Source organism: Neoroseomonas lacus, from assembly GCF_014644535.1.
Classification (GTDB): Bacteria; Pseudomonadota; Alphaproteobacteria; order Acetobacterales; family Acetobacteraceae; genus Neoroseomonas; species Neoroseomonas lacus.
This window is the reverse complement of sequence record NZ_BMKW01000009.1, coordinates 127,080-151,140: the sequence shown is the minus strand read 5'-3', so window position 1 is coordinate 151,140 and position 24,061 is coordinate 127,080. Positions and strand designations below refer to the sequence as shown.

The following is a 24,061-nucleotide window of genomic DNA, read 5'->3' as shown; positions in this document are numbered from 1 at the left end:
CGAAGGTGCGCCGGGAGCGCACAGCGCGACCGCGCCCAGACTGCCATTTGCCGCCCACGCAACAGTGCCGGGCGCGAAAGCCAAGCGCGCGGATGCGCGCGCTTGGCATTTGAGGGCAAGACAAAGCTCGTCGCTGCGGCTTACGCCGCCGCGACGGTCTCCACTTCGTAGCACTCGATCTGGTCGCTGACGCGGATGTCGTCGTAATTCGCGAAGGACATGCCGCACTCGAGCCCGTTGCCCACTTCGCGGACATCGTCCTTGAAGCGCTTCAGCGTGGACAGCTCGCCCTGGTGGATCACCACGCCGTCGCGCAGCAGGCGGACACCCGCACCGCGCTTGACCACGCCTTCGGTGATGCGGCAGCCGGCGACCTTGCCGATCTTCTTGACCTCGAAGACCTGCAGCACCTGCGCGTAGCCCAGGAACTTCTCGCGCTGCACGGGAGCAAGCTTGCCCTTGTACAGCTTTTCGATGTCATCGGCGACTTCGTAGATGATCGAGTAGTAGCGGATATCCACGCCTTCCTTGGCCGCCAGGTCGCGCGCCTGCGACGTCGCACGGACATTGAAGGCGACGATCACGGCATCCGAGGCCTTGGCCAGCTGGATGTCGGATTCGGTGATCTGGCCCACCGCGGAATGCAGCACGCGGACCTTCACCTCGTCATTGCCGAGCTTGCCCAGCGTCACGCCGATCGCCTCGGCGGAACCCTGCACATCGGCCTTCACGACGACAGCCACTTCCTTCTGCTCGCCCGCCTGGATGCGCGCCAGCATGTCGGTCAAATTGCCACGGCCGGCACCCAGGGCGGCGGCCGCCTTGTCGCGCAGCTTGCGCTGGCGGAACTCGGAGACCTCACGCGCGCGGGCCTCGTTCTCGACGGCGATGAAGTTCTCGCCGGCGGAGGGAACGCCCGAAAGCCCCAGGATCTCGACCGGCAGCGACGGGCCGGCCTCCTTCATCTGGCGGCCCTTGTCGTCGAGCATCGCGCGCACCCGGCCCCATTCGGCGCCGGCCACGACGATGTCGCCGGTCCGCAGCGTGCCCTTCTGGACCAGCACGGTCGCGACCGGACCTCGGCCGCGGTCGAGCTTGGACTCGATGACCGTGCCTTCCGCCGCGCGATCCGGGTTCGCCTTGAGGTCGAGCACCTCGGCCTGCAGCGAAATCCCCTCGAGCAGCTTGTCGAGGTTGATCTTCTGCGTCGCCGAGACCTCGATCTCCTGCGTGTCACCACCCAGGGACTCCACCACGATCTCGTGCTGCAGCAGTTCCTGCTTCACGCGCTCGGGCTTCACGCCGGGCTTGTCGATCTTATTGACGGCCACGATGATCGGCACGCCCGCCGCCTTGGCATGGCGGATCGCTTCGATCGTCTGCGGCATCACGCCGTCATCGGCAGCCACCACCAGCACCACCATGTCGGTCACCGAGGCACCGCGCGCACGCATCGCGGTGAAGGCCTCGTGGCCCGGCGTGTCGATGAAGGTAACCTTCGTCCCGTCCGGCACCGTGATCTGGTAGGCGCCGATATGCTGGGTGATGCCGCCGGCCTCATGCGCGACCACGTCGGTCTTGCGCAGCGCATCCAGCAGTGACGTCTTGCCGTGGTCGACATGGCCCATGATGGTCACGACCGGCGGGCGCGATGCCAGCTCGGTGTCGGTATCCACCGCACCTTCCAGGCCGATCTCGACGTCGCTCTCGCTCACGCGCTTCACGCGATGGCCGAATTCCTGCACCACCAGCTCGGCGGTGTCGGCATCGATGCTCTGCGTCAGCGTCGCCATGACGCCCATGCGGAAAAGCGCCTTGACCACTTCGCCGCCACGCGCGGCCATGCGGTTCGCCAGTTCCTGCACGGTGATGGCTTCCGGCACCACCACGTCGCGCACCACGCGTTCGGCACCCGACCGCAGACGCGCCAGCTCCTGCTGACGGCGCTCACGGTCGCGGGCACGCCGCAGGGACGCGATGGAGCGGCTGCGCTCATCCTCGCCCTCGATCGCGGCCTGCACGTCAATGCGGCTGTCCCGACGACGGTCGGTCGGCGGCGGCGCCTTCTTGACTGGCACCGGCATCGGGCGACGGCCAGGCGCACCCGGCGGGCCACCCGGGCGACGCATCGCCGGACGGCGCTCATCCTCTTCCTCGGTCGGCCGGGCCTTCAGCGTCAGCCGCGCGGCGGGGCTGTCGGCATCGGTCTTGCGGGCACCGGGGGCCGCCGGCGCACCGGCAGCAGCGCGCGGCGCGGGCCGCGCCTGCGGGGCCGCCGAGACAGGCGCCGCACCCGCGGCCGCGGGTGCGGCGGCGGCGGGACGGCGAACTTCTTCCTGCACCTTGGGACGGGCGGCTTCCGCGGCGGCGGCGCGAGCCTCCTCCTCGGCACGGGCCGCGGCCTCCTCGGCTGCCTTGCGGTCTTCCTCGGCCTTGCGGGCGGCTTCCTCGGCGGCGGAACGCACCATCAGCGCCTGGCGCTCGCGTTCCTCACGCTGGCGCGCGGCTTCGGCGCGGCGATTCTCCTCCAGCACGCGCTGGCGGACCGCGATCTCGGCCTGGGTCAGCGGCCGCCCCGGGGGCGCGACGCGCGGGCCCGTATTCGGCGGCGCCACGGTGCGGGACTGGCCGCCCTGCGGCTGCGCCTGCGGCTGCGGCGCGGCAGGCGCCGTCGCACGCGCCGGCGGCGCTGCAACGCCAGGCTTCGCCGGCGGCGCACCCGCGCGCTTCTTCACAACTTCGACCTGTACGGTCTTGCTGCGGCCATGGCTGAAGGATTGCCGCACGCTGCCGGCATCCACCGTCTTGCCAAGTTCGAGGCGTCCGCCGGGCCGAAGGCTCAGCCTGCTCTTGCCCGCGTCCTGCTCGTTCTGGTCGCTCATCCGCCGATCCGAACCCGATTCAACAAAAATTCCAAAGTCGCCACGATCGTTGCGACCCTTACGCCTGTTCTGGCGGGGTGCCGGCAAATCCTGCCAGCCTCTCCGCCTCGGTCCGTATGGCTTCCGCCAACCGACCCGGCGCAACCACCACGTGAACGGCGTGGTCGCGCCCGAAAACAATACCCAACTCCGCCGCCGAAAGCGGCGTCACGGCCGGCAAATCCCGCCCGCCGAAGCGCGCACGCTCGGCCAGGCTGCCATCCGCGGCCTGCACCAGCAGCCCCGCGCGTCCGGCCTGAAGCCATTCACGCGCCGCCTGCCAGCCCGATACGGCCTGCCCGGCCCGCCGGGCCAAGCCCAGAAGGTCGCGGACACGACCGCGAAGTCCGTCCTCAATCCGCACGCGAAGGTCGGGGGGAAACGTCACCTGCCCACGCGCGGCCCGCAAAAAGGCCCCGCGGCTCAGGGCGGTTTCTAGCACATCGCCTCGCGCGCTCAACCACATTCCCCGACCCGGCAGCTTGCCGGCGATATCCGGGACGATTTCGCGCCCAGGACCCAGCACGAAACGGAGCATGCGCTCCTTCGGCTGGACCTCTCGCGTCACGATGCAGCGGCGGTGGGGGCCGGTTTCCGGCTCCTCCTCCTCCGGGGCATCGGCGTCAATCGTTGCCGTCACCCGTATCTGCATCCTGTTCGTCGCCAAGCCACCCGGCCCGACGCCGCGCTTCCATGACGATGGCGTTCGCCGTTTCCTCGTCCACCACCTCGGTGCCGAGAATCTCGATCAGCTCATCGCCGGCGAGATCGGCCAGGTCCTCAAGACCCTTCACACCCTTCTCACCCAGCGTGACCATCATGGCCGGCGAGAAGCCGCCGATCTCGGACAGCACATCATCGACGCCCAGTTCGCGGCGCTTGTCGTCCAACTCGTTGTCGCGCTTCTCGATGAAGGTGCCGGCGCGACGCTTCAGCTCGGCGGCGACGCTTTCGTCGAAGCCTTCGATCTCGGCCAGTTCTTCATCCTCGACGGTGACGATGTCCTCGATGGTGCCGAAGCCTTCCTGCACCAGCAGGCCGGCAATGACGTCATCGACATCCAGCGCCTCGACGAATAGGCCGGTACGCTTGCGGAATTCCTCCTGCCGGCGCTCGGATTCCTCCGCTTCGGTCAGGATATCGATATCGTAACGCGTCAGCTGGGATGCAAGACGCACATTCTGCCCGCGACGACCGATCGCCAGCGAAAGCTGGTCATCCGGCACCACCACTTCGCAGCGCTTGCCGTCCTCGTCCAGCACGACCTTCGACACTTCGGCCGGCGCCAGCGCATTCACGATGAAGGTCGCGAAATCGGGCGACCAGGGAATGATGTCAATCTTCTCGCCCTGGAGTTCGGCGACCACCGCCTGCACGCGCGACCCACGCATGCCGACGCAGGCACCGACCGGGTCGATGCTGCTGTCGCGGCTGATCACCGCCATCTTGGCGCGCGAACCGGGGTCGCGGGCGACTGCCTTGATCTCGATGATGCCGTCGTAGATTTCCGGCACTTCCTGCGCGAACAGCTTGGCCAGGAAGCCCGGATGCGTGCGGCTGAGGAAGATCTGCGGCCCGCGCGGTTCCTCGCGCACGTCATAGATATAGGCGCGCACGCGGTCGCCGTTGCGGAAAGCCTCGCGCGGAATGGTCTCGTCCCGACGCAGCAGGGCCTCGGCCCGGCCGAGGTCCACCATCAGGTTGCCGTACTCGGTGCGCTTGACGATGCCGTTGATGATCTCGCCGACGCGGTCCTTGTATTCGTTGAACTGCTTGCCGCGTTCCACCTCGCGCACGCGCTGGACGATCACCTGCTTGGCGGTCTGCGCGGCGATGCGGCCGAAATCGATCGGCGGCAGCGGGTCGATGATGAATTCGCCGAGCTTGATGCCCGGCTTGATCTTCTGCGCGATGCGGTAGGAAAGCTGGGTCGCCTCGTTCTCGACCGGCTCGGCCTCGACCACCTCGGTCCAGCGCGACAGGCGGACTTCGCCGGTCTTGCGGTCGATGATGGCGCGAATGTCCTTCTCGTGCCCGTATTTGGCGCGGCCGGCCTTTTGGATGGCCTGCTCCATCGCCTCCAGAACCTCGTCGCGCTCGATCATCTTCTCGCGCGCGACGGCTTCGGCGACCTGCAGCAATTCGGGACGGGCGATGGCGATATCGATGGCCATGGAGCCTCTCTCCTAGAGCGTGATGACCGCAGGTGCGACGGCACCGGAGGTCTGAATCACGCGATCAAACAACAGGGGCAGAGCGCGATGCGTGAAGGAAGGTGAATGCATCACGCTCTAGTTCTCGGTCTGGGGTGCCGCGGTCGCGGCAATGAGTTCATCGGTCATCACAAGTTTCGCGCGGCGGATATTCGACCGCGCGAAGGCGATCTCATTGCCGTCGTCGAGCCGCATCCGGGCCAGTTCGGCATCGGCGCCGAGGGCAATGCCGCGGAAGCGCTTGCGCCCGTCCTGCGGCATGGCGAGCTCGACGGTCGCAACATGGCCAGCAAAGCGGTTCCAGTCCTTCGCCCGCGTCAGCGGCCGGTCGATCCCGGCCGAGGAGACCTCAAGGTTCCACTCACCCTTGATCGGGTCCGCGACGTCGAGCACGGCGCCGATGGCGTGGCTGATCGCCTCGCAATCCTCGACCCGGAAGATGGCCCCATCCGCCCGGTCGGCCATCACCTGCACCGTCGGGGTTTCCTTGCCCGAGACCTGCACGCGCACCAACTCATAGCCGAGGTGACCCAGCGTCGGCAGGATCGCATCGGCGATACGGGCTTCGAGCCCTTCATGGCGTGGCTGGTCGTCGGTATCGTTCAAGCAACAAAAAAGGCGGCCCCTTGCAAGGCCACCCCCCGTCGGATCGGTTGGAATGTCTGGCACGCGTTATGACGCTTCGGCGGCGCGGATGCAAGCGGCCTTGCATGGGGGGCATGAGATGCAACATGTCTCCCGCTGGATGGGAGCGGACCATGGCACACCCCCTGCTGATCGGACGGCGCATTCTGGCCGGCGGCCTGGCCGCCATGGTGGTGCGGCCCAGCCGGGCCGCCACCCGAAGCCGCTATGTCTTCGACGGGACGCGCGGGCAGCTGGAATTCACCGCGCGGCATCTCGGCATCCTGTCGTCGACCGGCCGCTTCGAGAATTTCGCCGCCGAGCTGTTGATCGACCCCGATCAGCCGCTGACCACCGCCGTTACCGTCACCGTGCATACCGCGGCAATCGCCCTGGCCTATCCGGGCGCGGTGGACCTGTTGCGTTCGCCTGCCTTCTTCGATGTCGAGCACTTCCCCGAGGCGCGGTTCACCGGGGCCGCCACGGGACGGGGGAGCCTGGCCGGCTTCAGCCTCGCCGGGGAGCTGACCATCCGCGGCATCACCCGGCCCTTCGCCATGGACGCCCGGCTGGTCGACCGCCGCCGGGATGCCACCCTGGGCGCCGATGTCGCTGCCTTCGCCGCCACCGGAGAGATGAAGCGCTCAGAATACGGCATGACGGCGGAATCCGCGGCGATTTCCGACACCATTCGCCTCACGGTCCATGTCAGCCTCATCGTCTGACGGCTGGAGCCGGTGGCAGCGCTGGCTGCATTGGGTGGTGGCCGGGCTGGTCGTCGCGGCCTTCGGCATCGGCCTTGTCATGGTGGCGCTGCCGCTGACGCAGCTTCTGGCGAAAATCCTCGCCTACCAGGCCCATAAGACGATCGGGCTGCTGGTGCCGCCGCTAGTGGCCTGGCGCTTGGTGTTGCGCGCGCGTCGGCCCCGCCCGCCGGAAGACCCCGGCATCGCGGCCTGGCAGCGGCGCGCCGCCGGCGTTGGCCACGCGGCCCTGTATGTGCTGCTGATGGTGGTGCCGGTGCTCGGCTATCTGTCGGCCAGCACGGCGCCAGGTCAGATCGAGACGACGCTGTTCCTGCTCATCCCGGTGCCGCATCTGCTCGGGCCGGACGAAGCCAGTTTCAACCTGCTCCGCGGAATTCACCGGCTGCTGGCCTGGAGCCTCGTCGTCCTGGCCGCCGGGCATGCGGTGATGGCGCTGCTGCATCACTGGCAGGGACGCGGGACGTTGCGGCGGATGCTGGGGCGGCCGGACCGCGCGCCGGCGGCGTGACAGGCTGGGAGATTCCTCAACCCGAACGTTGAGCAGATCGCGCCCGGCCGGAATCCGTCAGGCGCGTGAGGATGCTCACTCAACCAAGCGGCTTGACCGGTTTGCCTGCGCCCCGCCGAAGGCAAACGGCGCCGGGCCGCACCCTCCCGGACCTCCCCGTCGTCCAAAAGGTCCTTGCCCGGCGCTGGTGGCCGGGGCCAGGTCGCGCCTGGCACGGCCTATTCGAGGCGGATATTGCCGAGTTGCACTGCGCGCCGATTGGTCTCCATTTCCTCGCGGATCACCGCGGCGTACCGCGCCGGCGCGATGTCGGCGGCGGGCGGGATATCGGCGCCGAGGCTCAACAGCCGTTCACGGACCGCAGCATCGCCCATGGCGGCGACCAGCGCGTCGCGCCACCGGCCGATGATCGGCTCCGGCGTCCCAGCCGGGGCGAGCAGCCCGAGCGTGGTGGTGAGTTCCGGCTCCACCAGGCCCGCCTCGCGCAGTGTCGGCACATCCGGCAGCAGCGGCGACCGCGCCGCGGAAGCGATGCCGAGGATGCGCCCGCGACCATCGGCATGCAGTGGCAGCGCGCTCGACAATTGGTCGAAGATGAGCGGGATGGTCCCGGCGATCAGGTCGCTCTGCGCCGGTCCGGTGCCGCGATAGGGCACATGCACGATGCCCGCGCCGGTGCCGGCGTTGAACATCTCGATGGCCAGGTGCGCGCCGGAACCGATGCCCGCCGTGCCGGCCGACAGGCCGCCCGGCGTCGCTTTCGCCAAGGCGACGAATTCCGCCAGCGTACGCGCCGGCACCTCGCGCCCGACCATCAGCACGATCGGCACGCGATAGGCGATGCCGATCGGCGCGAAGTCGCGCAGCGGGTCGAACGGCAGCGACGGCATCGCCACCGGGAACAGCGACAGCGGCCCGGAGGAGCCGAGCAGCACCAAGGCGCCATCTGGCCGGGCGCGGGCCACCGCCTCGGTGCCGACGATGCCGCCCGCCCCGGCCCGGTTGTCCACCACCACCGGCTGGCCGAGCGAGGCCGACAGCGCCGGTCCGATCAACCGCGCGGTGAAATCCACATTGCCGCCGGGCGGATAAGGCACCAGCAACCGCACGGGTCGGTCGGGGAAGCCCTGCGCCTGGGCGATGGCGGGTGCCGCCAGCGCGGCGGCGATGACCAGGCGGCGTGTCGGCATCATGCGGCGTCTCCCTGATGGCCCGCGGCTTGGGGCCGCGTGGCGAATTCCCGTTCGAGCAGCGGGATCGTCCCGCCCGCCCGCCAGATCTGCACCATGCGCTCGGAGAACGGCTTGCTCCGCAGCACCTGGCCGGTGGGCAGATGCACTTCCCCGGTCGCCGGGTCGGCGCCGATGGTCTCGCCGTCGCTGACCGCCGCGGCGATGCCAGGGCAGATCATCACCGGCAGCCCATTGTTCAGCGCGCGGCGCAGGAAGCCTGAATCGCAGGATTCAACGACCACGACGGCGATGCCCGAGGCGCGCATCGCAACGGAGACCTCGACATGGTTGTGATGCGCGAAGTTGCGCCCGCCGACGACGATGTCACCCGCCTTCACCTGCGCGGGGAATTCCGGCCGCAGGCGGCGGAAGCACATCGCCCGCAGCGCATCCTCGTCGAATTCCTTGCCGAAGCTGTCGCGGATGATCGCGAATTCGATGATGCCGTCATCGCCCGAGACGTCGTCGCCGAACTTCCAGACGCGGCCGCGCGGGGTCATGCCAGCATCTCCCGCGGGTCGGTGATGCGCCCGGCGATGGCCGAGGCCGCGACGGTCAGCGGCCCGGCCAGGAACACACGCGACGTCCGCGCGCCATTGCGCCCCTGGTAGTTGAATTGCTGGGTCGAGAGCGAAACCTCGTTGTCGTTCAACACGCCCTGATAGCCCCAACAGGTGGTGCAACCCGGCGCCAGCACGGCCGCACCGGCTTCGGCGAAAATCTCCAGCAGCCCTTCGCGCGCCGCGGCGGCATAGACCTCCCGGCTCCCCGGCGTGATGTAGAGCGTCACATGCGAGGCAACCCGCCGCCCGCGCAGCAGCCGTGCCGCGTCGCGCATATCCTCCAGCCGATTGCCGGCGCAGGAGCCGATCGAGGCCTGATCGATATGCTGCCCCGCCGCCTCGCCCACCGGCACCGCGCCATGCGCATCCGGCGGCACCGTCACCATGGGCGCGATGGCGCCGAGGTCGTAGGTCATGCGCGTGACGTAGTCTGCGCCGGCGTCGGCGCGCACCACCTCCCAGGGCCGCCCGCCATCGCGCGCACGCACATACTCCAGCGCCACCGAATCCGGCTCCATGATCCCGGTATAGGCGCCGCTGTGGAACAGCGAGGCGAGCACCGTCTGCCGGTCATCCAGCGACAGGGTCGCGACGCCCTCCCCATCGAATTCCACGCAGCATTGCAGCAGCCGCCCATCCGGCGTTGTGTCGCGCAGGATGGTCTGAATCACGTCGCGCGCCGTCACGCCGAGGCCGAGCCGCCCGGTCAGGGTGATGCGCGCCGAGGGCGGCACGGCGAGCCAGTTGGAATCCTGAATCAGCGCGACGATCACCTCGGTCGAGATCGGAATGTTCAACGCGCCCAGCGCGCCAATGCTCGCGATATTCCCTTCATCCGAGAAGATCAGCGTGCCCGGCCGGGCGAAACCGCGCTCCGTCAGCACCAGATGGCGCAACCCATTGCCGGGGCCGAAGAAATTCTCGATGCCCTGTTGCGCGCACCAGTCACGCAGCGTGCGATGCGTCTCATGATGATGGGAGCCCATCGCCGCCGAGGTCGAATGGTCGATTACCATCACCGCCTTGTCCGGGCGCGGAATGCGATCGACGCCAATGCGTTCGAGGTTGCGCTTGTGCCCCGGCCAGAACAGTTCCTGGCAGGCGGTATAGTCGGGCGTGACGGTGACGTAGTCACCAACTTCCACCGCCGCGCGCCCTGCGGCGCGGGCGATGATCTTCTGCGCGACGGACTGCCCCGTCACCGCCACAGCCCGCGCGCGGCGAGCCATTCCTGGATCAGCCCCGCCACCGCATCGGAATTGCGGTCCATCATGATCATGTGGCTGTTGCCGCGAATGCCCCGCGCCGGCAGGTCCACGTCATCCACCGTGCCGCCGGCGGCACGCACCGCATCGGCGAAGCGGCGCGCATTGCGGCGGATCACCGACCAGCGCGGGTCGCCTTCGACGTAGTCGCCATACATCAGCATGGTCGGCACGTCCTTCAGCTTCGCCGCATCAGCCGCGATGCCGGTGCCAGCCGGTTCCACCAGCACGAGCGCGCGGAACAGGTCGGGCCGCCGCTGCGCCACCTGCCAGGCGAAGGCACCGCCCTGGGAATGCGCGATCACCACCGAGGGCCCGACGCGTTCCAGCAGCGCGATATAGGCCGCGATCACGTACTCATCCGTGCCGAGATAGCGCGCGACCACCTGGCGCATGAAGGCGCGGTACTGCTCAGGCTCGGTCGGGAACTGGTTGCCCTCGAGTACCGTGCCGCGCGCATGCGACCCGGCGCCATCGCCGATACGGAAGCGCTCCCACGGATTGGACGTCGGCAGATGGATCGCCAGGCCGAAGATGTCCGGCGTCATCGCCGCGCCGCTGCGCCCGCGTTCCACCGCATCCGTCACATAGGTCGTCCAGCCGCGGCGGAGGAAGTAGTGCTGCCACCCCTCCCGCCCATCCGGCGTCGTCTCATAGGTGACGCCCGTCAGGTACGCCCCATGCCACAGCATCAGCGGCACCGTGCCGCGCACCGGCTGCGGCACCATGAACTGGGCATACATCTGCCCGACCATGTAGGTGCCGTTGGGGTCGATGCGCAGCGGCGCGCCGCCGACGGTCGGCGTGTATTCGATGACCGGCTTGCCGGAAATCTCGACTTCCTGCCCGCCAACATGGAACGAGCCGAAGCGTTCGATGGTCAGCGGCTGTGCCTGCGCCACACCTGCCAGGCCGCTCGCCACCACCAACGCCGAAATGCCACGCATCACGCGCTGCCGCATGTTTCCCCCAACACTCTATCGTTGGGGGAAGCGTGCAACCGGCCCAGCCGTCTGGCAAGGGCCTATGACACAGGTTTATGACCTAAAGGTCGGGGGAGAGAACTCCCCCGAACCCCCTCCTTTTTCTGTCTGTTGGAGACTGACGTCGGAGGTCGGTGCCAACAGATAGAAAGCGGGGGGGATTCGGGGGAGGTGTCCTCCCCCGACTTTCTTCCTCAGTACCGGTACTGCTCGGCCTTGAACGGCCCCTGCGGCGAGACGCCGATGTAGTCCGCCTGCTGCGCCGACATCTTGGTCAGCGTCGCGCCGACCTTCGCCAGGTGCAGCATGGCGACCTTCTCATCGAGGTGCTTGGGCAGCACATAGACCTTCTTCTCGTACTTGCCCGGGTTGGTCCACAGCTCGATCTGCGCCAGCGTCTGGTTGGTGAAGGACGCCGACATCACGAAGGACGGGTGGCCCGTGGCATTGCCCAGGTTCACCAGGCGACCTTCGGACAGCAGGATCATCTTCTTGCCGTCGGGGAACTCGATCTCGTCCACCTGCGGCTTGATGTTGTCCCACTTGAAGTTGCGCAGGCCGGCGACCTGGATCTCGCTGTCGAAGTGGCCGATGTTGCACACGATGGCGCGGTGCTTCATCGCGCGCATGTGGTCGACGGTGATCACGTCGACATTGCCCGTCGCGGTGACGAAGATGTCCGCCTGCGGGGCGGCCTGCTCCATCGTCACCACCTCATAGCCTTCCATCGCCGCCTGCAGCGCGCAGATCGGGTCGACTTCGCTGACCATGACGCGGCAGCCGGCATTGCGCAGCGACGCGGCGGAACCCTTGCCCACATCGCCGAAGCCGCAAACCATCGCGACCTTGCCGGCCATCATCACGTCGGTGCCGCGGCGGATCGCGTCCACCAGCGACTCACGGCAGCCATAGAGGTTGTCGAACTTCGACTTGGTGACGCTGTCGTTCACGTTGATGGCCGGGAACAGCAGCTTGCCTTCCTTCGCCATGTTGTAGAGGCGGTGCACGCCCGTTGTCGTCTCCTCGGAGACACCGACGATCGACTTCGCCAGCTGCGCGAACCAACCCGGCTTGGTCTTCAGGCAGTCCTTGATCAGCGCGAAGAAGACTTCCTCTTCCTCATTGGTCGCCTTGTCGAGGAAGGCCACGTCGCCCTGTTCGGCGCGCAGGCCGTAATGGACCAGCAGCGTCATGTCGCCGCCATCGTCCAGCAGGACGTTCGGCGTGCCGCCATCGCCCCATTCGAGAGTGCGCTTCACATACTGCCAGTACTCCGGCAGCGTCTCGCCCTTGATGGCGAAGACCGGCGTGCCGGTCTCGGCGATCGCGGCTGCGGCATGGTCCTGGGTCGAGAAGATGTTGCACGAGGACCAGCGCACATCGGCGCCGAGCGCCTTCAGCGTCTCGATCAGCACCGCGGTCTGGATCGTCATGTGCAGGCAGCCGGCGATGCGCGCGCCCTTGAGCACCTGCTGCTTGCCGAACTCGGCGCGGGTCGCCATCAGGCCGGGCATCTCGTCCTCGGCCATGGAAATTTCCTTCCGGCCCCAAGCGGCCAGGGACAGGTCCTTCACGACGAAATCGGCTGCAGCGGACATGCGTGTTCTCTTTCTCAACCAGGATGTGCCGGGCGGGTAGCACGCCCGGGCAGGAGAGGCCAGAGAGCACGCTCACTGATAAGGATATCTTTATGTGAAACAGGCCCAGGAGCTCCGAGGCATCACGCGTTCGGTTCGGGCGCCGTGTCTGCGTGGTCGTCATCCTGATCGCGGCGGTTCTCGACAGCGGCGCGTTCAGCCTGCATCGGCCGGTCCGCCCGATAGGCCGGACCATTCGGTGCCTCGGCCACCGCCGACAATGGCGCCAACCAGATGGCGAAAAGACCAGTCACGGCGGCGCGGCGGATGTGGCGCATGGCGTCTGACGTCCTTCGTTCCATGGCGTCAGCCTCCTGGTCGCAAGGGGCGGTGGCGGGGCGCAACCAAGGCAAGATGAAGGCGTTACGTAACGCGCTTATTGCGGGGCGTGAGGTCGATGGAGTTGTTCTAGCCACGACCGTTGGATGCTCAATGCGCGCGAACCTACCGGCGCGTGCGGCCTTGGAGAGGGGCTCTCCAAACCTCACCCCGCCACGGATACCCATGGAATAGGGGCCTCCGGGCACCTCGAATTGGCGCTGAACGCGGTTGCACTGCCAACAAGACGACGTCGCTTCGGGCACAATGCCCAGGAAGCCGCTGAGTACCGGGCACGGCGGACGCCCAACTCGAAGTAACCCCGGCCTCGCCCAGCGCCAGGTATCGGTCACCAAAGGCCTCGGGCCTTTGGTAGGGAGAGCCCGAGAGGAGCAAGGCCCCTCCCGGACGGCACTCCCCCGTCACGCCCGTTCCGTCACACCCTCGGCGAACCCTGCCACCAGCTCGCGGATCCGCCCCGGGTCCGACTGCTCCATCACCCGCCGCGCAAACCGCGCACAATCGCCGATATCCAGCGCCCGCACCGCCTGCTTCACCCGCGGCAGGGCGGAGGCATTCATCGAGAAGGTCCGCACCCCCAACCCCAGCAGCAGCGGCGTCAACTGCGGATTGCCTGCCATCTCGCCGCAGACCGAGACCGGCATGCGCAGCCGCAACGCGGCCTCGGTGGCGAACTGCACCAGCCGCAGCACCGCCGGGTGCAGCGGGTCGTACAGATGCGACACTTCAACTTCCGACCGGTCCACCGCCAGCGTGTACATGGCCAGGTCATTGGTCCCGATGGCGAAGAAATCCGCCTCCAGCGCGATGGCGTCGGCGGCCAGGGCGGCACCCGGCGTCTCGATCATCACGCCGAGCGGCGGCAACTTCTCGGGCAGCTTCTCGCCACGACGGCGCAGGCGGCGAGCAACGCGTTCATAGATCTCGCGCGCCTGTCGCACCTCCTCGGGGATGGTGACCATCGGCAGCAGCAGCCGGACATTGCCATCCGAATGGGCGGCGGCGACCCGCAGCACCGCGGCGAACTGCACTTCCAGCAATTCCGGCCGCTTGAGCAGCATGCGCAGCCCGCGCAGCCCGAGTGCCGGATTGGCCCCGGCATGCACCGGCGCGACGCCGGCGGCCAGAGCCTCCATGTCCTTCTCGCCGCCCCAGTCGAGCACGCGGATGGTGACCGACTGGCCCTCCATCGCCTCGACCACCTGGGTATAGGCCTCGACCTGGGCGTCCTCGTCGGGCAGGTCCTCGCGGTTCATGAACAGGAATTCAGTGCGCAACAGGCCGATGCCCATGGCGCCCGCCTGCGCGATCAGCGGCAATTCCTGCGGAATTTCCAGGTTTGCCTGCAGTTCGACCATCTCGCCGTCGGTGGTCTCGGCCGGCAGGCGACGCAGCTTCGAGAGCTTCGTCCGTTCCTTGGCGAAGGCGGCGAGCTGTTCCTTGGCCGTCGCCAGCGTTGCGGCGGACGGATGCACGAAGACCCGTCCCGCCGTGCCGTCCAGCACCACGTGGTCGCCCCGCCGCGCCGCCTCGGTCAGGCCGTTGGCACCGAGGACCGCGGGAATCCCCAGCGCACGCAGCATGATGGCGGTATGTCCATCGGAGCCGCCTTCCTCGGTGGCGACGCCGGCGACGCGCGAGGGGTCGAGCAGCGCGGCATCGGCCGGCGTCAGTTCCTCGGCGACCAGGATGCAGCCCTCGGGCAGGTCCTTGAAGCTGCGGAAAGGCGTGGCGGTGAGGTTGCGGATCAGCCTGCGGCCGATGTCGCGGATTTCGTTGGCGCGGCGGGCGAGCCCGGCCTTGTCGTCATCCCGGGCGGCGAGGATGACGGCGCGGATCTCCTCCGCTTCCTCGAGCACGGCGGTCTCGGCGCCGAGCAGCCCGGTCTCGATCCGCTTGCGCGCGCCGCGGATCAGCCGCGAATTGCCCAGCATCATCAGATGCGCGTCGAGCAGCGGCGCGATCTCCTCCTGCGCTTCCTCCGGTAGGACGCTGATGCGGGTCTTGAGCTTGCCAACCTGCTTGCGCGAAAAGGCGACTGCGGCGGCGAGCTTCTGCTTCTCGTCATCCACCGCCTCGGCCACGATGGTCCGCCGCGTCACCTCGGTCGCCGGCTCGGTGGTGTCGTAGACTAGGCCGATGGCGACCCCGCGGGAGACCGCGATGCCGGGGACGGTGATTTCCGGCGACTTCGTCTTCGCCTTGGTCCGGGATGGTTCAGTCTTCATGGAAGCCGGCCTCGACCAGGCCGGCAACCGCCTCGAGCGCCTCCTTGGCGTCCCAGCCTTCGGCTTCGATCATCACTTCGGCACCCTGGCCGGCACCCAGCATCATCAGGCCCATGATGGAACAGGCCGGCACCGTCTCGCCATTGCGCACGACATTCACGCAGGCGGAATAGCGTTCCGCCATCGAAACAAGCTTGGCGGCAGCGCGCGCATGCAGCCCGCGGCTGTTGGGAATGACGACACTGCGGCGCAGCACCATGCCCGAATCCCCCGGATTGCAACCGCACGGACCGGCCACCGGGGCGGCATCCACCGCCACACGCCCGCCAGGCTCATCAGGCCATTCGTTCACGCGCCATTCCTCCTGGCGGGGACCACGGGCGTCACTTGCGCCCCGGCCGCCACTTCCCGTCCGCTGGCAATATACTTCCGCCCGGCCGCCTTGGCATGATCCACCGCCTCGGCGAGCGGCTCGCTGCCGCGCACCTTGGCCAGCTTGACCAGCAGCGGCAGGTTGACCCCGGCCAGCACCTCGACCGGACGGTCGGTGCCGGCGATCTGCATCGCCAGGTTCGACGGCGTGCCGCCGAACATGTCGGTCAGCACCACCACGCCGTCACCCTGGTCGACCGCTTCGATCGACCGGCGGATATCGGCACGGGTGTTCTCCATGTCGTCATCGGGGCCGATGCAGACTGTTTCAACGCCTTGCTGCGGCCCCACCACATGTTCCATGGCGTGCCGCAATTCCTCGGCCAGACGGCCGTGAGTGACCAGAACCATCCCGATCATGATACCTGTGTCAGGGCCTCCCGCCCCGCCTCGTGGCCGGCAGCGCCCGCTCCTGCGAAGGATACCGCCGTGGCCATGCCACGATCTGTCCCCGGAGCCGCGCCGGCCGATAGCTCCCGGTGGTGTAGGTCCACCCGCCAGCCATTGGATTGAAGATGGTGTGCCAACCGTTCCGCTGCCAGGACCGAACGGTGCTTGCCGCCGGTACATCCCAGCGCGATCGTCAGGTACTTCTTCCCCTCCTGCGCGTAGCGCGGCAAGAGCAGGCGCATCATATCCGTCATGCATTGCCAGAACGGGGCGAAATCGGGGTCGGCCTCGATATAGTCGGCCACCGCCGCGTCCCGCCCCGTGAGCGGCCGCAGCGCATCAACATAATGCGGATTGCGCAGGAATCGCAGGTCGAACACCAGATCAGCCTCGCGCGGCAGTCCTTTCGGAAACGCAAAGGATAGCACGGAAACGCCCATCCCCAGTGCGCCTTCCGTGCCGAAGCGGTCTTCGATCATGCGCCGCAGCGCCGGCAGCGGCAGGCCGGAGGTATCGACGATCAGCTCGGCCGTCTCGCGCAGCGGGGCGAGCAGCGCCGCCTCGCGCGCGATGCCCTCGGCGACGGAATGGCCGAGCGGCCCGCCCGGCGCCAGCGGATGGCGCCGACGCGTCTCAGTGAAGCGGCGCAGCAGCACATCCGGCTCGGCGGTGGCGAACACCACTGTCACCCCGATGTCCGGCCGCTCGCGCAGCCGCTGCAGCAGCCGCATGGCCTTGGCGGCATCGAAGTCCCGCGTGCGGCTGTCGATCCCGGCGGCGAGCGGCTGGTCGCCATCGCCGACCACCGCCTCCAGCACGCTGAGCGGCGGGTTATCAACGGTTTCGTAACCCAGATCCTCCAGAACCCGGAGGATCGATGCCTTGCCCGCCCCGGACAGGCCGGTGACGAACACCACCTGTCGTCGCGGCGGCGGGGGGTCACCCATCACGCCGCGAAAGCCCCGGCGCGCTGGGCCACGCGCCCGAGCGCGGCATCGAGCGCCAGCGCCACCTTCTCGGGCGCCGAGACATCGAAGCCGTGCAGCGCTACGCGCGGCACGCCCGTCGGCGCCCATGTTACGGGCATCGGCAAGCGCTCCATGGCCTCCCGGGCCACCAATTCCACGACAAGCGCCAGACGAGCCCCCTCGGCCACCGCCATCCCCTCGAAAATGCCGAGGCCGCGAACTTCCAGCATCCCCCGCAAGGCGGGCGGTGCCGAAACCGCGACCCCGTCGATTGCCACCTGATCATCCGCCACCAGGACCCAGCCCCGCGCGATCAGCCGCAACGAAAGGTCTGACTTGCCGGACCCGGGAGGGCCCAACAGCAAAACCGCCGCCGCGTCGCGTGAAACACAGCTTCCGTGAAGCACCATCCCAACGTGACAGTCTGTTCAGGCCGCGGACAGTGGCAGAAATGGGGCAGGGGGGAAAGCGCCACCGGACGGTCCGCCCCGCGGCGTTGCCCACGGGCCACGCCGATGCCACCCTGCCGCCCATCATGCCCAGCCAGGACGCCATCCGCGCCGCCGCGGAACGCATCGCCCCCCATATCCGCCGCACCCCGGTACTTCGGCTCTCACCAGCCGAGACCGGGCTTGAGAACCCGTTGACGCTGAAGCTCGAACAGCTCCAGGTCACGGGCTCCTTCAAGCCGCGCGGCGCCTTCAACCGCATCCTCTCGGCCGAGGTGCCCAAGGCCGGCGTGATCGCCGCATCCGGCGGCAACCACGGCCTGGCGGTAGCCCATGCCGCCCAGGTGCTCGGCATCAAGGCCGAGATCTTCGTCCCCGAAATCGCCGCCGAGGCCAAGCGCGCACGCATCGCCGCGACCGGCGCCACGCTGGTGGTGGGCGGGCCGACCTACGATGAAGCCCGCCTCGCCTGCGAGGCCCGCGCCGCCGAGACCGGCGCGCTGATGGTCCATGCCTATGACCAGGAGGAGGTCCTCGCCGGCCAGGGCACGGTTGGCATGGAATTCGAAGCCGACGCCCCGGACCTCACGCACATCATCGTCGCGGCCGGCGGCGGCGGTCTCTACGGCGGCATCGCCTCCTGGTATCGCGGCCGGGCGCAGGTGGTGATCGCCGAACCCGAGGAATGCCCGACGCTGTTCATGGCCGGTTTCGCCGGCCAGCCGATCGACGCGCCGGCCGGCGGCATCGCCGCCGACAGCCTGGGCGCGAAGCGCGTCGGCACCCTCGCCTTCGAGGTGATGATGGAGGTCGGCGGCCGCTCGGTGGTGTTGCAGGACCAGGTGATCCGCAACGCCCAGCGCTGGCTGTGGGACAAGCTGCGCATCGTCGCCGAACCAGGCGGCGCAACCGCGCTCGCCGCCGTGCTGGGGGATGCCTGGACGCCGCCCAAGGGCGCGCGGATCGGCGTGGTGGTGTGCGGGGCGAATTGCGATCCGGGGTCGGTGGTGGGGTGAGGCTCACCGGCTGAAGGATTTCGCTGCGATGGCGGATCAACAAGCGCATGCTGCCGTCATCGAGACCTTCGGGATCCGTGACATGCGCAAAACCCTCGTCGCCGCCATGCTTGCCGCCGCCTCCACCCTCGCGGCACCACCGGCGGGCGCCCAGGTCATGTACAATGGCTGGAACCTCGGCCCCGACTACGGCGCCATGGCCGATTCAGTGAATCGCGACCGTGCCGCCCAGATGCGGCAGATGCAGCAGGCCGAGGCGCAGATCATCCAGCGCGCGATGCAGGACCCCACCTGCCAAGCCTATTATCACCAGCACCGCGCCCAGGGCGGCCAGACGCCCTGGCAAACCTTCGCCTATCAATGCGCCGCGACCAACAACTTCAGCCCCGAAGGGGTCCGCGCCTTCCGCGAAGGCGAGATGCGCAACCAGCGCGGCGAACAGGACCGCCTGGCCGCGCTGCGCGACGCCGAACGCGCCCGCGGCCAGGCCCAGGGCCAATGGGCCGACGGCTATGGCCGCAACCAGGGCGAAGCCGGCCGCGTCATGCAGGGCCAGAGCACCTGGACCGACCCGCGCACCGGCCAGCAGCAGGTGCTGCCCTATCTCGGCGGCCCGATCACCCGCGACCCGAACACCGGCGCCTATTACGGCCGCGACGCCCAGGGCCAGCAATACGCCCTGGGCCGGGACGGCCAGTGGTACCCGATGCGGCAGGGCTGGTAGGCCGGCCGCCTGGAGCAGATCCCGCCCGGGTGGAATCACCTGGGCGGGTGAAGATGCTCGCTCAAACAACGCGAGAGCGGTTCCACCTTCGGGGGAACCGCTCTAGTTCTGCGTCGTCGCGGGCGCGTCTGGCTGCGTCAGCGTCACCGCCACCTCGTCGCCGGCACGCAGGCGGGTGGCGAAGGCCATCATCGCCGCGTTCTGCACCAGGACTTCCTGTGTGACCCCGTTCGGCCGGTCCAGCACCAACCGACCACCACCAATCGCGACCTCCCGCACCGTGGCGCGCATGCGCCCGGCCGCCTCGGCCCGCGTGATGCGCGACGCCTGGGCAATCCGCACCGCGCCATTGGCGTCGTATTCGACCACCACCCGAGCACCCTGCCGCAGCGTGCCGAAATTGCGCACCTCGGGTGCGGCCGTCATGTCGACTACCGCGCCGCCCGTGGTCTCCAGCACGGCGCGGCGCGTGCCGGGGTCGAGGAACTTCACCGTGGCGAAGGCGGCAAGGCTGGCCAGCACCGGCGGCGGCGGCGCAGCGGCGGCGGGCGGCGGCGGCGGCGGTGTCGGCATCGAACAGGCGGCCAGCGGCAGCGTCACGGCAAGCAGCAGGCGCCGAGAAAGGGTGTGCGTCACGCGGTGAAGCTCCGGGCTGGGGGGGTGCGGGCAGGTAGTGTCCCGGTCGGCGGGGTGTGCACGCAAGGGGCGCGCGCCGGCGCTCAGGGGCCACCGCCGACCGGGCCGCTTCGCCAAGGGGGCGCGGACCCAAGATCGGCTGGCCTCGGCGGGATGACGGGAACGTCATTTTTCATTTAAGATTCAGGATGCTTGAGATTTGCCCAAATCGCTCGCGGCGTGAGCCGATCAACGGGCCGAAAAAAGGGTCCCGCCATTGTCACAGACTCTCCTGAGCACCGGGCTGCGCCGGCTCGGCACCGGCCGCGCCGACTACCTCCTCGGCACTGCCGGGGATGACACGTTGTTCGGCTTCAACGGGGCGGATGACCTGCGTGGCGGTGATGGGCGGGACCTGATCCTGGGTGGCGCGGGCGACGACCGGATCGGCTGGCTCGATTACAACAGGCCGGTGCCGCCCGGCGAAGTCGATCCGGGTTTCGACGCCGGCGACGACACCATGCATGGCGGCGACGGCAACGATATCATCGGCGGCGGCGATGGCGACGACCGGCTGATCGGCGGCGCCGGGCGGGACCAGCTGTATGGCGGCACCGGCGACGATACGTTGATCGGCGGTGCCGACGAAAACTGGCTGATCGGCGGGGACGGCAACGACCGCCTGCGCGGCGGCAACGATGCCGAGGTGTTCTACGGCGGGGCGTGGTGGTCGCCCGACCTCGGCGGGTCGCCCGATGACGACCCCGGCAACGACACCATCGCCGCCTGGGGCGGCAATGACAGCATCCGCGGCGGGCCGGGCGATGACCTGCTGCTCGGCCAGGACGGGCAGGACACCATCTTCGGCGAGGTCGGCGCCGACACCATCATGGCCGGCAACGACGCCGATGTGCTGCTCGGCGGCGCCGGGGCGGATGTCATCTATGGCGGGTCGGGCAATGACCTGCTGATCGGCGGCCTCCGATCCCTCAAGCCCGGCGCCGAAGGCCTGCCGGACTTCGACGCCGGCGCGGATTTCCTCGCCGGCGGCTTCGGCGACGACACGCTGATCGGCGGCGGCGGGGCGGACATGCTGCGCGGCGGCCCGGGGGACGACCTGCTCCGCGGCGGCGGCGGCGCCGACACCCTGGTGGCCTCGACCGGGGTGGACCGCATGACCGGCGGCGCCGGCGACGACCTGTTCTGGCTGGTCGCCGGCGACGAGGCGACCATCACCGACTTCCGCATCGCGCCGCGGAGCTTGGCCATCACCTTCAACGAGCTGGAGGCCGGCAGCACGCTCTCGGGCAGCTATGGCCTGGCCTGGGGCGTGGTCAATGACGACGCCGAAGACCCGACCTTTGCGGACGGCACGCTGCTGGACGGCTACTACCCGGTGACGGTGCGCGAGGGCGGATCCGTCCGGGCCATCAGTGGCACCCTCGGCATCTCCGACCCCGATGGTCGGCTGTTCGTGGTCGAGGCCGGCACGGTCATCAAGGCGGCGAACAGCCTCGGCACGGTGACGACATGGCGCGACGGGCAATTGCTGGAAAGCTTCAGCCTGCCCTATGCGGACAGCCGGCCGGACCTCGGCCCTGTGCTCGCCGGGATGCAGCCGGCGGACCATATCGAAATCGAAGGCCGCACCAATATCGGCAATTTGGCCATGTCAGTGCCGCTCGATGCCATCACGCTGCGCTACACCGAGGCGGCGGATCACGACCTGCTGCGCGTCGCGACGGCGGCGCAGGAGGCGGGCCTGCTGGCCTCGGCGACCGATGTCGAGGGCGGCGTGCGGATGGAATTCGGCGGCATCGCGGTGACGCTGCTCGGGCTTACCGCGGCCGAGGCGAGTACCGACTGGTTCGCGTGACGGTGGCGGCGGATCCGCCGCCGCGTGCCGGATCGAGGCCGCGGCGCCGCGTCGATGGCATCCGTCACGGGCGGCGTGGCATCGCGGAAGCTGAAACTGCGCCCGCCCCCTTGCCGCCGCCTCGCCCCCCTGCGATGCACAGGCGACGCTGAAGGAGAGACGCGCCATGCCCCTCACCCCCGCCCAGAAAACCGCCCTCGAGGGCGTCACCACGGCGACGCTGACCACCGTGCTGCTCAAGAAGGGCGTGCGCTTCTGCTACATCGCCGGCTCGCGTCCGATCGTGCCCGGCCAAGCCAAGCGCATCGTCGGCCCCGCCTTCACCCTGCGCTTCACGCCGACGCGCGAGGACCTGGCGACGGTCGACAGCTGGTCCTCCCCGCGCTCCACCCGCGCCGCGATCGAGGAAATGCCGGAAGGCGCCGTCGCCGTGGCTGACGCGATGGGCAGCACCGCCGCCGGCATCTTCGGCGACATCCTCTGCGCCCGCATGGCCAAGAAGGGCGTCGCCGGCCTGGTGACCGACGGTGTGCTGCGCGACGGCGCCGGCGTGATCGGCACCGGCCTGCCGGTGTTCTGCCAGGGCTATGTGGCGCCGGCCTCGGTCGCCGCGCTGAACTTCGTCGGCTGGCAGGAGACGATCGGCTGCGGCGGCGTCACCGTCATCCCCGGCGACATCATCGTCGCCGACATGGACGGCGCGGTCGTCATCCCGGCAGCGCTGCTCGATGCCGTGGTGGAAGCCGCGGTCGAACAGGAACGGCTGGAAGCCTGGATCATGACCGAGGTCGATCGCGGCGTGGCACTGCCCGGCCTGTACCCGCCGAACGCCGAGACCAAGGCGCGGTACGAGGCGAGCAAGAAGTAGGTCGATGGAGGGGCTCTGCCCCTCCAAACCACCCCGCCAAAGGCCCGAGGCCTCTGGACATCCTGTTTCCGCCCTGGTCGGGGGACGGCGCTGGATTTTGGAAAGCGTTCTTGATATGTTCTTCACACCAAAGGTATCATGCGCCTTGTGCATGCAGGGCCGATAAAGGCTTAAAATCCTAAAATCTTAAAGTTTGTAAAATCAATGCGTTGACTGATTTCGGCCCGTCCCAGGCGCTGTCCGCCGATGCTGATGCCCATGGTCGTGCCCGGCATCAGATCGAGGTCTCCAGAGGCCATGATAGCAACGGCATGAGGCTTTGACGTCTGCCGAGGCCGCGAAGGCGGCCCGTCGGGAGCCCCGCGAAAGCCGAGCAAACCAGGAGTTTTTGCGTCACGCTGAGGGGGTGCCTCCGGCACGATACGCCGAAGGCGTGCCTCCGGCACGACGCATGTGGAGGCACGAAGGTGTGGATACCAACCGTCGCAAACAGCGCGCGTTGGTGTCAGGCCTTTGGTGGGATGTGCCCGGGAGGGGCAAGGTCCCTCTCAATCCCCCGAACCACCGCCCCGGCGGCCTGTCGCCGGAATGGCGCGGGACCCTGCCGCATCATTCAAGAATCACCCGCGACGGCGTGACCACCACGCCCTTGGACCGCCCATTGCCGGTAAAGGTCTCGATCCGCGTCGCATAGCCCTGCGCCAGGACGACCCCGCTCGCCACATCCACCGCGATATGGGCGAAGATCGCCACCCGCGCCTCGGAATCCCCGCCGCGCAGCCGCCCGGCGAGTTCCACCGCGCAGCGCGCCACCAGCACCGCCCGCTGTGCGATGGCATCCAGCCCGGCCGCCCGGCAGACGCCGCCGCGGCTCGATCCGTCGATGGCCATCGGGAAGTCCTCGCCCACCACGATGCGGCGGCGTTCCAGGCTCAGCGTCGCGAATTGGTCGCGCCAGGCCGCCAGCAGCCCGTCGCGCACCTCATCGTGCGGCAGGGCGGTGCCGTCGGCCCGCAGCGCGGTGAATTCGCTGATGCGCCCTTCCGTGCCGCGCAGCACCGACATCCGCAGCCCGGTGCGGTCCTGCACCAACACCAGCCTGGTGCCGCCAGGCTCGGGCTGCACGGCGGCGACGGTCAGGCAATCGCGCGTCGGCGCGCGGCCGGGGCGGTCGGTCTGTTCGCGGCAGATGTGCCGCCACGGTCCCCAGCCGGCGCCGCCGATCGCGACCGGGGTGGTGATCGGGCGCTGTGGCCCTCGCAGCGGCAGGGCCGGGGCGGCGGCGCGCCAGTCCGGCGCCTGCGCCGCGGCCGGGGCCGCCAGCAGCGCCAGCAGCAGCGCGGCGCCGGCGCGGGGCTGCCATCGTGCCGCGCGGCCCGGGCAATGGCGTCGCGATGCGTTCATGCCACACCCTATCGCGCCCCCATGCGCCACGGCTAGAAC

23 protein-coding genes are annotated in these 24,061 nt (G+C 68.9%); 6 read left to right on the top strand and 17 right to left on the bottom strand.

Annotated features, from left to right (window positions below):
• Nucleotides 1-140 precede the first annotated feature (140 nt).
• From infB to rimP, 4 genes are all read right to left on the bottom strand, one after another.
• Nucleotides 141-2,882, bottom strand: coding sequence for a translation initiation factor IF-2 (infB, locus tag IEY36_RS18500; RefSeq protein ID WP_188969430.1), 2,742 nt, complete (start codon nt 2,880-2,882; stop codon nt 141-143).
• A 58-nt stretch (nt 2,883-2,940) separates the two neighbouring features.
• Nucleotides 2,941-3,561, bottom strand: a complete 621-nt coding sequence (locus IEY36_RS18495; protein WP_229681414.1) for an RNA-binding protein — start codon at nt 3,559-3,561, stop codon at nt 2,941-2,943.
• The gene (gene nusA / locus IEY36_RS18490; protein ID WP_188969426.1) at nt 3,545-5,095 is read right to left on the bottom strand and encodes a transcription termination factor NusA; all 1,551 of its coding nucleotides are present in this window, start codon (nt 5,093-5,095) and stop codon (nt 3,545-3,547) included. Before nusA ends, IEY36_RS18495 begins: the two co-directional genes overlap by 17 nt.
• A gap of 117 nt (nt 5,096-5,212) precedes the next feature.
• Nucleotides 5,213-5,740 (bottom strand): ribosome maturation factor RimP, encoded by a 528-nt coding sequence (rimP, locus tag IEY36_RS18485; RefSeq protein WP_188969424.1) that lies wholly within the window; start codon nt 5,738-5,740, stop codon nt 5,213-5,215.
• 152 nt (nt 5,741-5,892) lie between these two features.
• On the opposite strand from rimP, the gene IEY36_RS18480 reads away from it, so the two are divergent.
• Together IEY36_RS18480 and IEY36_RS18475 are read left to right on the top strand one after the other, a co-directional pair.
• Nucleotides 5,893-6,483, top strand: coding sequence for a YceI family protein (locus IEY36_RS18480; protein ID WP_188969422.1), 591 nt, complete (start codon nt 5,893-5,895; stop codon nt 6,481-6,483).
• The gene (locus IEY36_RS18475) at nt 6,464-7,033 is read left to right on the top strand and encodes a cytochrome b (RefSeq protein WP_188969420.1); all 570 of its coding nucleotides are present in this window, start codon (nt 6,464-6,466) and stop codon (nt 7,031-7,033) included. The genes IEY36_RS18480 and IEY36_RS18475 overlap by 20 nt, the downstream gene beginning before the upstream one ends.
• A 218-nt stretch (nt 7,034-7,251) precedes the next feature.
• On the opposite strand, the gene IEY36_RS18470 is transcribed toward IEY36_RS18475, so the two are convergent.
• From IEY36_RS18470 to IEY36_RS18420, 11 genes are all read right to left on the bottom strand, one after another.
• Nucleotides 7,252-8,226 (bottom strand): Bug family tripartite tricarboxylate transporter substrate binding protein, encoded by a 975-nt coding sequence (locus tag IEY36_RS18470; RefSeq protein ID WP_188969418.1) that lies wholly within the window; start codon nt 8,224-8,226, stop codon nt 7,252-7,254.
• The gene (locus IEY36_RS18465; RefSeq protein WP_188969416.1) at nt 8,223-8,765 is read right to left on the bottom strand and encodes a 3-isopropylmalate dehydratase small subunit; all 543 of its coding nucleotides are present in this window, start codon (nt 8,763-8,765) and stop codon (nt 8,223-8,225) included. Before IEY36_RS18465 ends, IEY36_RS18470 begins: the two co-directional genes overlap by 4 nt.
• Nucleotides 8,762-10,057 (bottom strand): 3-isopropylmalate dehydratase large subunit, encoded by a 1,296-nt coding sequence (locus tag IEY36_RS18460; RefSeq protein ID WP_188969414.1) that lies wholly within the window; start codon nt 10,055-10,057, stop codon nt 8,762-8,764. The genes IEY36_RS18465 and IEY36_RS18460 overlap by 4 nt, the downstream gene beginning before the upstream one ends.
• On the bottom strand, nt 10,027-11,040 hold the full coding sequence (locus IEY36_RS18455) for an alpha/beta fold hydrolase (protein ID WP_229681413.1): 1,014 nt from the start codon (nt 11,038-11,040) through the stop codon (nt 10,027-10,029). Before IEY36_RS18455 ends, IEY36_RS18460 begins: the two co-directional genes overlap by 31 nt.
• A gap of 230 nt (nt 11,041-11,270) precedes the next feature.
• Nucleotides 11,271-12,674: an adenosylhomocysteinase gene (gene ahcY, locus IEY36_RS18450; RefSeq protein ID WP_188969410.1), complete on the bottom strand. Its 1,404-nt coding sequence runs from the start codon at nt 12,672-12,674 to the stop codon at nt 11,271-11,273.
• A gap of 122 nt (nt 12,675-12,796) precedes the next feature.
• Nucleotides 12,797-13,015, bottom strand: coding sequence for a hypothetical protein (locus IEY36_RS18445; protein ID WP_188969409.1), 219 nt, complete (start codon nt 13,013-13,015; stop codon nt 12,797-12,799).
• A 438-nt stretch (nt 13,016-13,453) separates the two neighbouring features.
• Nucleotides 13,454-15,280 carry a phosphoenolpyruvate--protein phosphotransferase gene (gene ptsP, locus IEY36_RS18440; RefSeq protein ID WP_188969407.1) on the bottom strand — a complete coding sequence of 609 codons (1,827 nt, stop codon included), beginning with the start codon at nt 15,278-15,280 and terminating at the stop codon, nt 13,454-13,456.
• Nucleotides 15,270-15,632, bottom strand: coding sequence for an HPr family phosphocarrier protein (locus tag IEY36_RS18435; RefSeq protein WP_308423189.1), 363 nt, complete (start codon nt 15,630-15,632; stop codon nt 15,270-15,272). The genes ptsP and IEY36_RS18435 overlap by 11 nt, the downstream gene beginning before the upstream one ends.
• The gene (locus IEY36_RS18430) at nt 15,629-16,072 is read right to left on the bottom strand and encodes a PTS sugar transporter subunit IIA (protein WP_188969405.1); all 444 of its coding nucleotides are present in this window, start codon (nt 16,070-16,072) and stop codon (nt 15,629-15,631) included. Before IEY36_RS18430 ends, IEY36_RS18435 begins: the two co-directional genes overlap by 4 nt.
• A complete protein-coding gene (rapZ, locus tag IEY36_RS18425) occupies nt 16,069-17,049 on the bottom strand; it encodes an RNase adapter RapZ (RefSeq protein WP_188969403.1) in 981 nt (326 codons plus the stop codon). Before rapZ ends, IEY36_RS18430 begins: the two co-directional genes overlap by 4 nt.
• Nucleotides 17,049-17,480 carry an HPr kinase/phosphorylase gene (locus IEY36_RS18420; protein WP_188969401.1) on the bottom strand — a complete coding sequence of 144 codons (432 nt, stop codon included), beginning with the start codon at nt 17,478-17,480 and terminating at the stop codon, nt 17,049-17,051. Before IEY36_RS18420 ends, rapZ begins: the two co-directional genes overlap by 1 nt.
• 125 nt (nt 17,481-17,605) lie before the next feature.
• On the opposite strand from IEY36_RS18420, the gene IEY36_RS18415 reads away from it, so the two are divergent.
• Nucleotides 17,606-18,535: a threonine/serine dehydratase gene (locus IEY36_RS18415; RefSeq protein WP_188969399.1), complete on the top strand. Its 930-nt coding sequence runs from the start codon at nt 17,606-17,608 to the stop codon at nt 18,533-18,535.
• A gap of 28 nt (nt 18,536-18,563) precedes the next feature.
• Nucleotides 18,564-19,259, top strand: coding sequence for a hypothetical protein (locus IEY36_RS18410; RefSeq protein ID WP_188969397.1), 696 nt, complete (start codon nt 18,564-18,566; stop codon nt 19,257-19,259).
• Between the two features lie 102 nt (nt 19,260-19,361).
• Here IEY36_RS18410 and IEY36_RS18405 read toward each other — a convergent pair whose 3' ends face one another.
• The gene (locus tag IEY36_RS18405) at nt 19,362-19,895 is read right to left on the bottom strand and encodes a hypothetical protein (protein WP_188969395.1); all 534 of its coding nucleotides are present in this window, start codon (nt 19,893-19,895) and stop codon (nt 19,362-19,364) included.
• Between the two features lie 256 nt (nt 19,896-20,151).
• Here IEY36_RS18405 and IEY36_RS18400 point away from each other — a divergent pair, with 256 nt between their 5' ends.
• Both IEY36_RS18400 and IEY36_RS18395 read left to right on the top strand, forming a co-directional pair.
• Nucleotides 20,152-21,750 carry a calcium-binding protein gene (locus IEY36_RS18400; protein ID WP_188969393.1) on the top strand — a complete coding sequence of 533 codons (1,599 nt, stop codon included), beginning with the start codon at nt 20,152-20,154 and terminating at the stop codon, nt 21,748-21,750.
• A gap of 166 nt (nt 21,751-21,916) precedes the next feature.
• Nucleotides 21,917-22,618, top strand: coding sequence for a ribonuclease activity regulator RraA (locus IEY36_RS18395; RefSeq protein ID WP_188969392.1), 702 nt, complete (start codon nt 21,917-21,919; stop codon nt 22,616-22,618).
• A 609-nt stretch (nt 22,619-23,227) separates the two neighbouring features.
• Here the strand turns inward: IEY36_RS18395 and IEY36_RS18390 are convergent.
• Entirely contained in the window at nt 23,228-24,022 is a 795-nt protein-coding gene (locus IEY36_RS18390) for a hypothetical protein (RefSeq protein WP_188969390.1), read from the bottom strand.
• Nucleotides 24,023-24,061: the final 39 nt, after the last annotated feature.

Excerpts from the sequence above, each read along its gene's own strand:
- IEY36_RS18430 (WP_188969405.1), bottom strand. The coding sequence starts at position 16,072 with ATGATCGGGATGGTTCTGGTCACTCACGGCCGTCTGGCCGAGGAATTG.
- IEY36_RS18475 (WP_188969420.1), top strand. The coding sequence starts at position 6,464 with ATGTCAGCCTCATCGTCTGACGGCTGGAGCCGGTGGCAGCGCTGGCTG.
- IEY36_RS18410 (WP_188969397.1), top strand. The coding sequence starts at position 18,564 with ATGGCGGATCAACAAGCGCATGCTGCCGTCATCGAGACCTTCGGGATC.
- IEY36_RS18415 (WP_188969399.1), top strand. The coding sequence starts at position 17,606 with ATGCCCAGCCAGGACGCCATCCGCGCCGCCGCGGAACGCATCGCCCCC.
- IEY36_RS18455 (WP_229681413.1), bottom strand. The coding sequence starts at position 11,040 with ATGCGTGGCATTTCGGCGTTGGTGGTGGCGAGCGGCCTGGCAGGTGTG.
- ahcY (WP_188969410.1), bottom strand. The coding sequence starts at position 12,674 with ATGTCCGCTGCAGCCGATTTCGTCGTGAAGGACCTGTCCCTGGCCGCT.
- IEY36_RS18445 (WP_188969409.1), bottom strand. The coding sequence starts at position 13,015 with ATGGAACGAAGGACGTCAGACGCCATGCGCCACATCCGCCGCGCCGCC.
- IEY36_RS18480 (WP_188969422.1), top strand. The coding sequence starts at position 5,893 with ATGGCACACCCCCTGCTGATCGGACGGCGCATTCTGGCCGGCGGCCTG.
- ptsP (WP_188969407.1), bottom strand. The coding sequence starts at position 15,280 with ATGAAGACTGAACCATCCCGGACCAAGGCGAAGACGAAGTCGCCGGAA.
- nusA (WP_188969426.1), bottom strand. The coding sequence starts at position 5,095 with ATGGCCATCGATATCGCCATCGCCCGTCCCGAATTGCTGCAGGTCGCC.
- IEY36_RS18395 (WP_188969392.1), top strand. The coding sequence starts at position 21,917 with ATGCCCCTCACCCCCGCCCAGAAAACCGCCCTCGAGGGCGTCACCACG.
- IEY36_RS18460 (WP_188969414.1), bottom strand. The coding sequence starts at position 10,057 with ATGGCTCGCCGCGCGCGGGCTGTGGCGGTGACGGGGCAGTCCGTCGCG.
- IEY36_RS18420 (WP_188969401.1), bottom strand. The coding sequence starts at position 17,480 with ATGGTGCTTCACGGAAGCTGTGTTTCACGCGACGCGGCGGCGGTTTTG.
- IEY36_RS18465 (WP_188969416.1), bottom strand. The coding sequence starts at position 8,765 with ATGACCCCGCGCGGCCGCGTCTGGAAGTTCGGCGACGACGTCTCGGGC.
- IEY36_RS18390 (WP_188969390.1), bottom strand. The coding sequence starts at position 24,022 with ATGAACGCATCGCGACGCCATTGCCCGGGCCGCGCGGCACGATGGCAG.
- rapZ (WP_188969403.1), bottom strand. The coding sequence starts at position 17,049 with ATGGGTGACCCCCCGCCGCCGCGACGACAGGTGGTGTTCGTCACCGGC.
- infB (WP_188969430.1), bottom strand. The coding sequence starts at position 2,882 with ATGAGCGACCAGAACGAGCAGGACGCGGGCAAGAGCAGGCTGAGCCTT.
- IEY36_RS18470 (WP_188969418.1), bottom strand. The coding sequence starts at position 8,226 with ATGATGCCGACACGCCGCCTGGTCATCGCCGCCGCGCTGGCGGCACCC.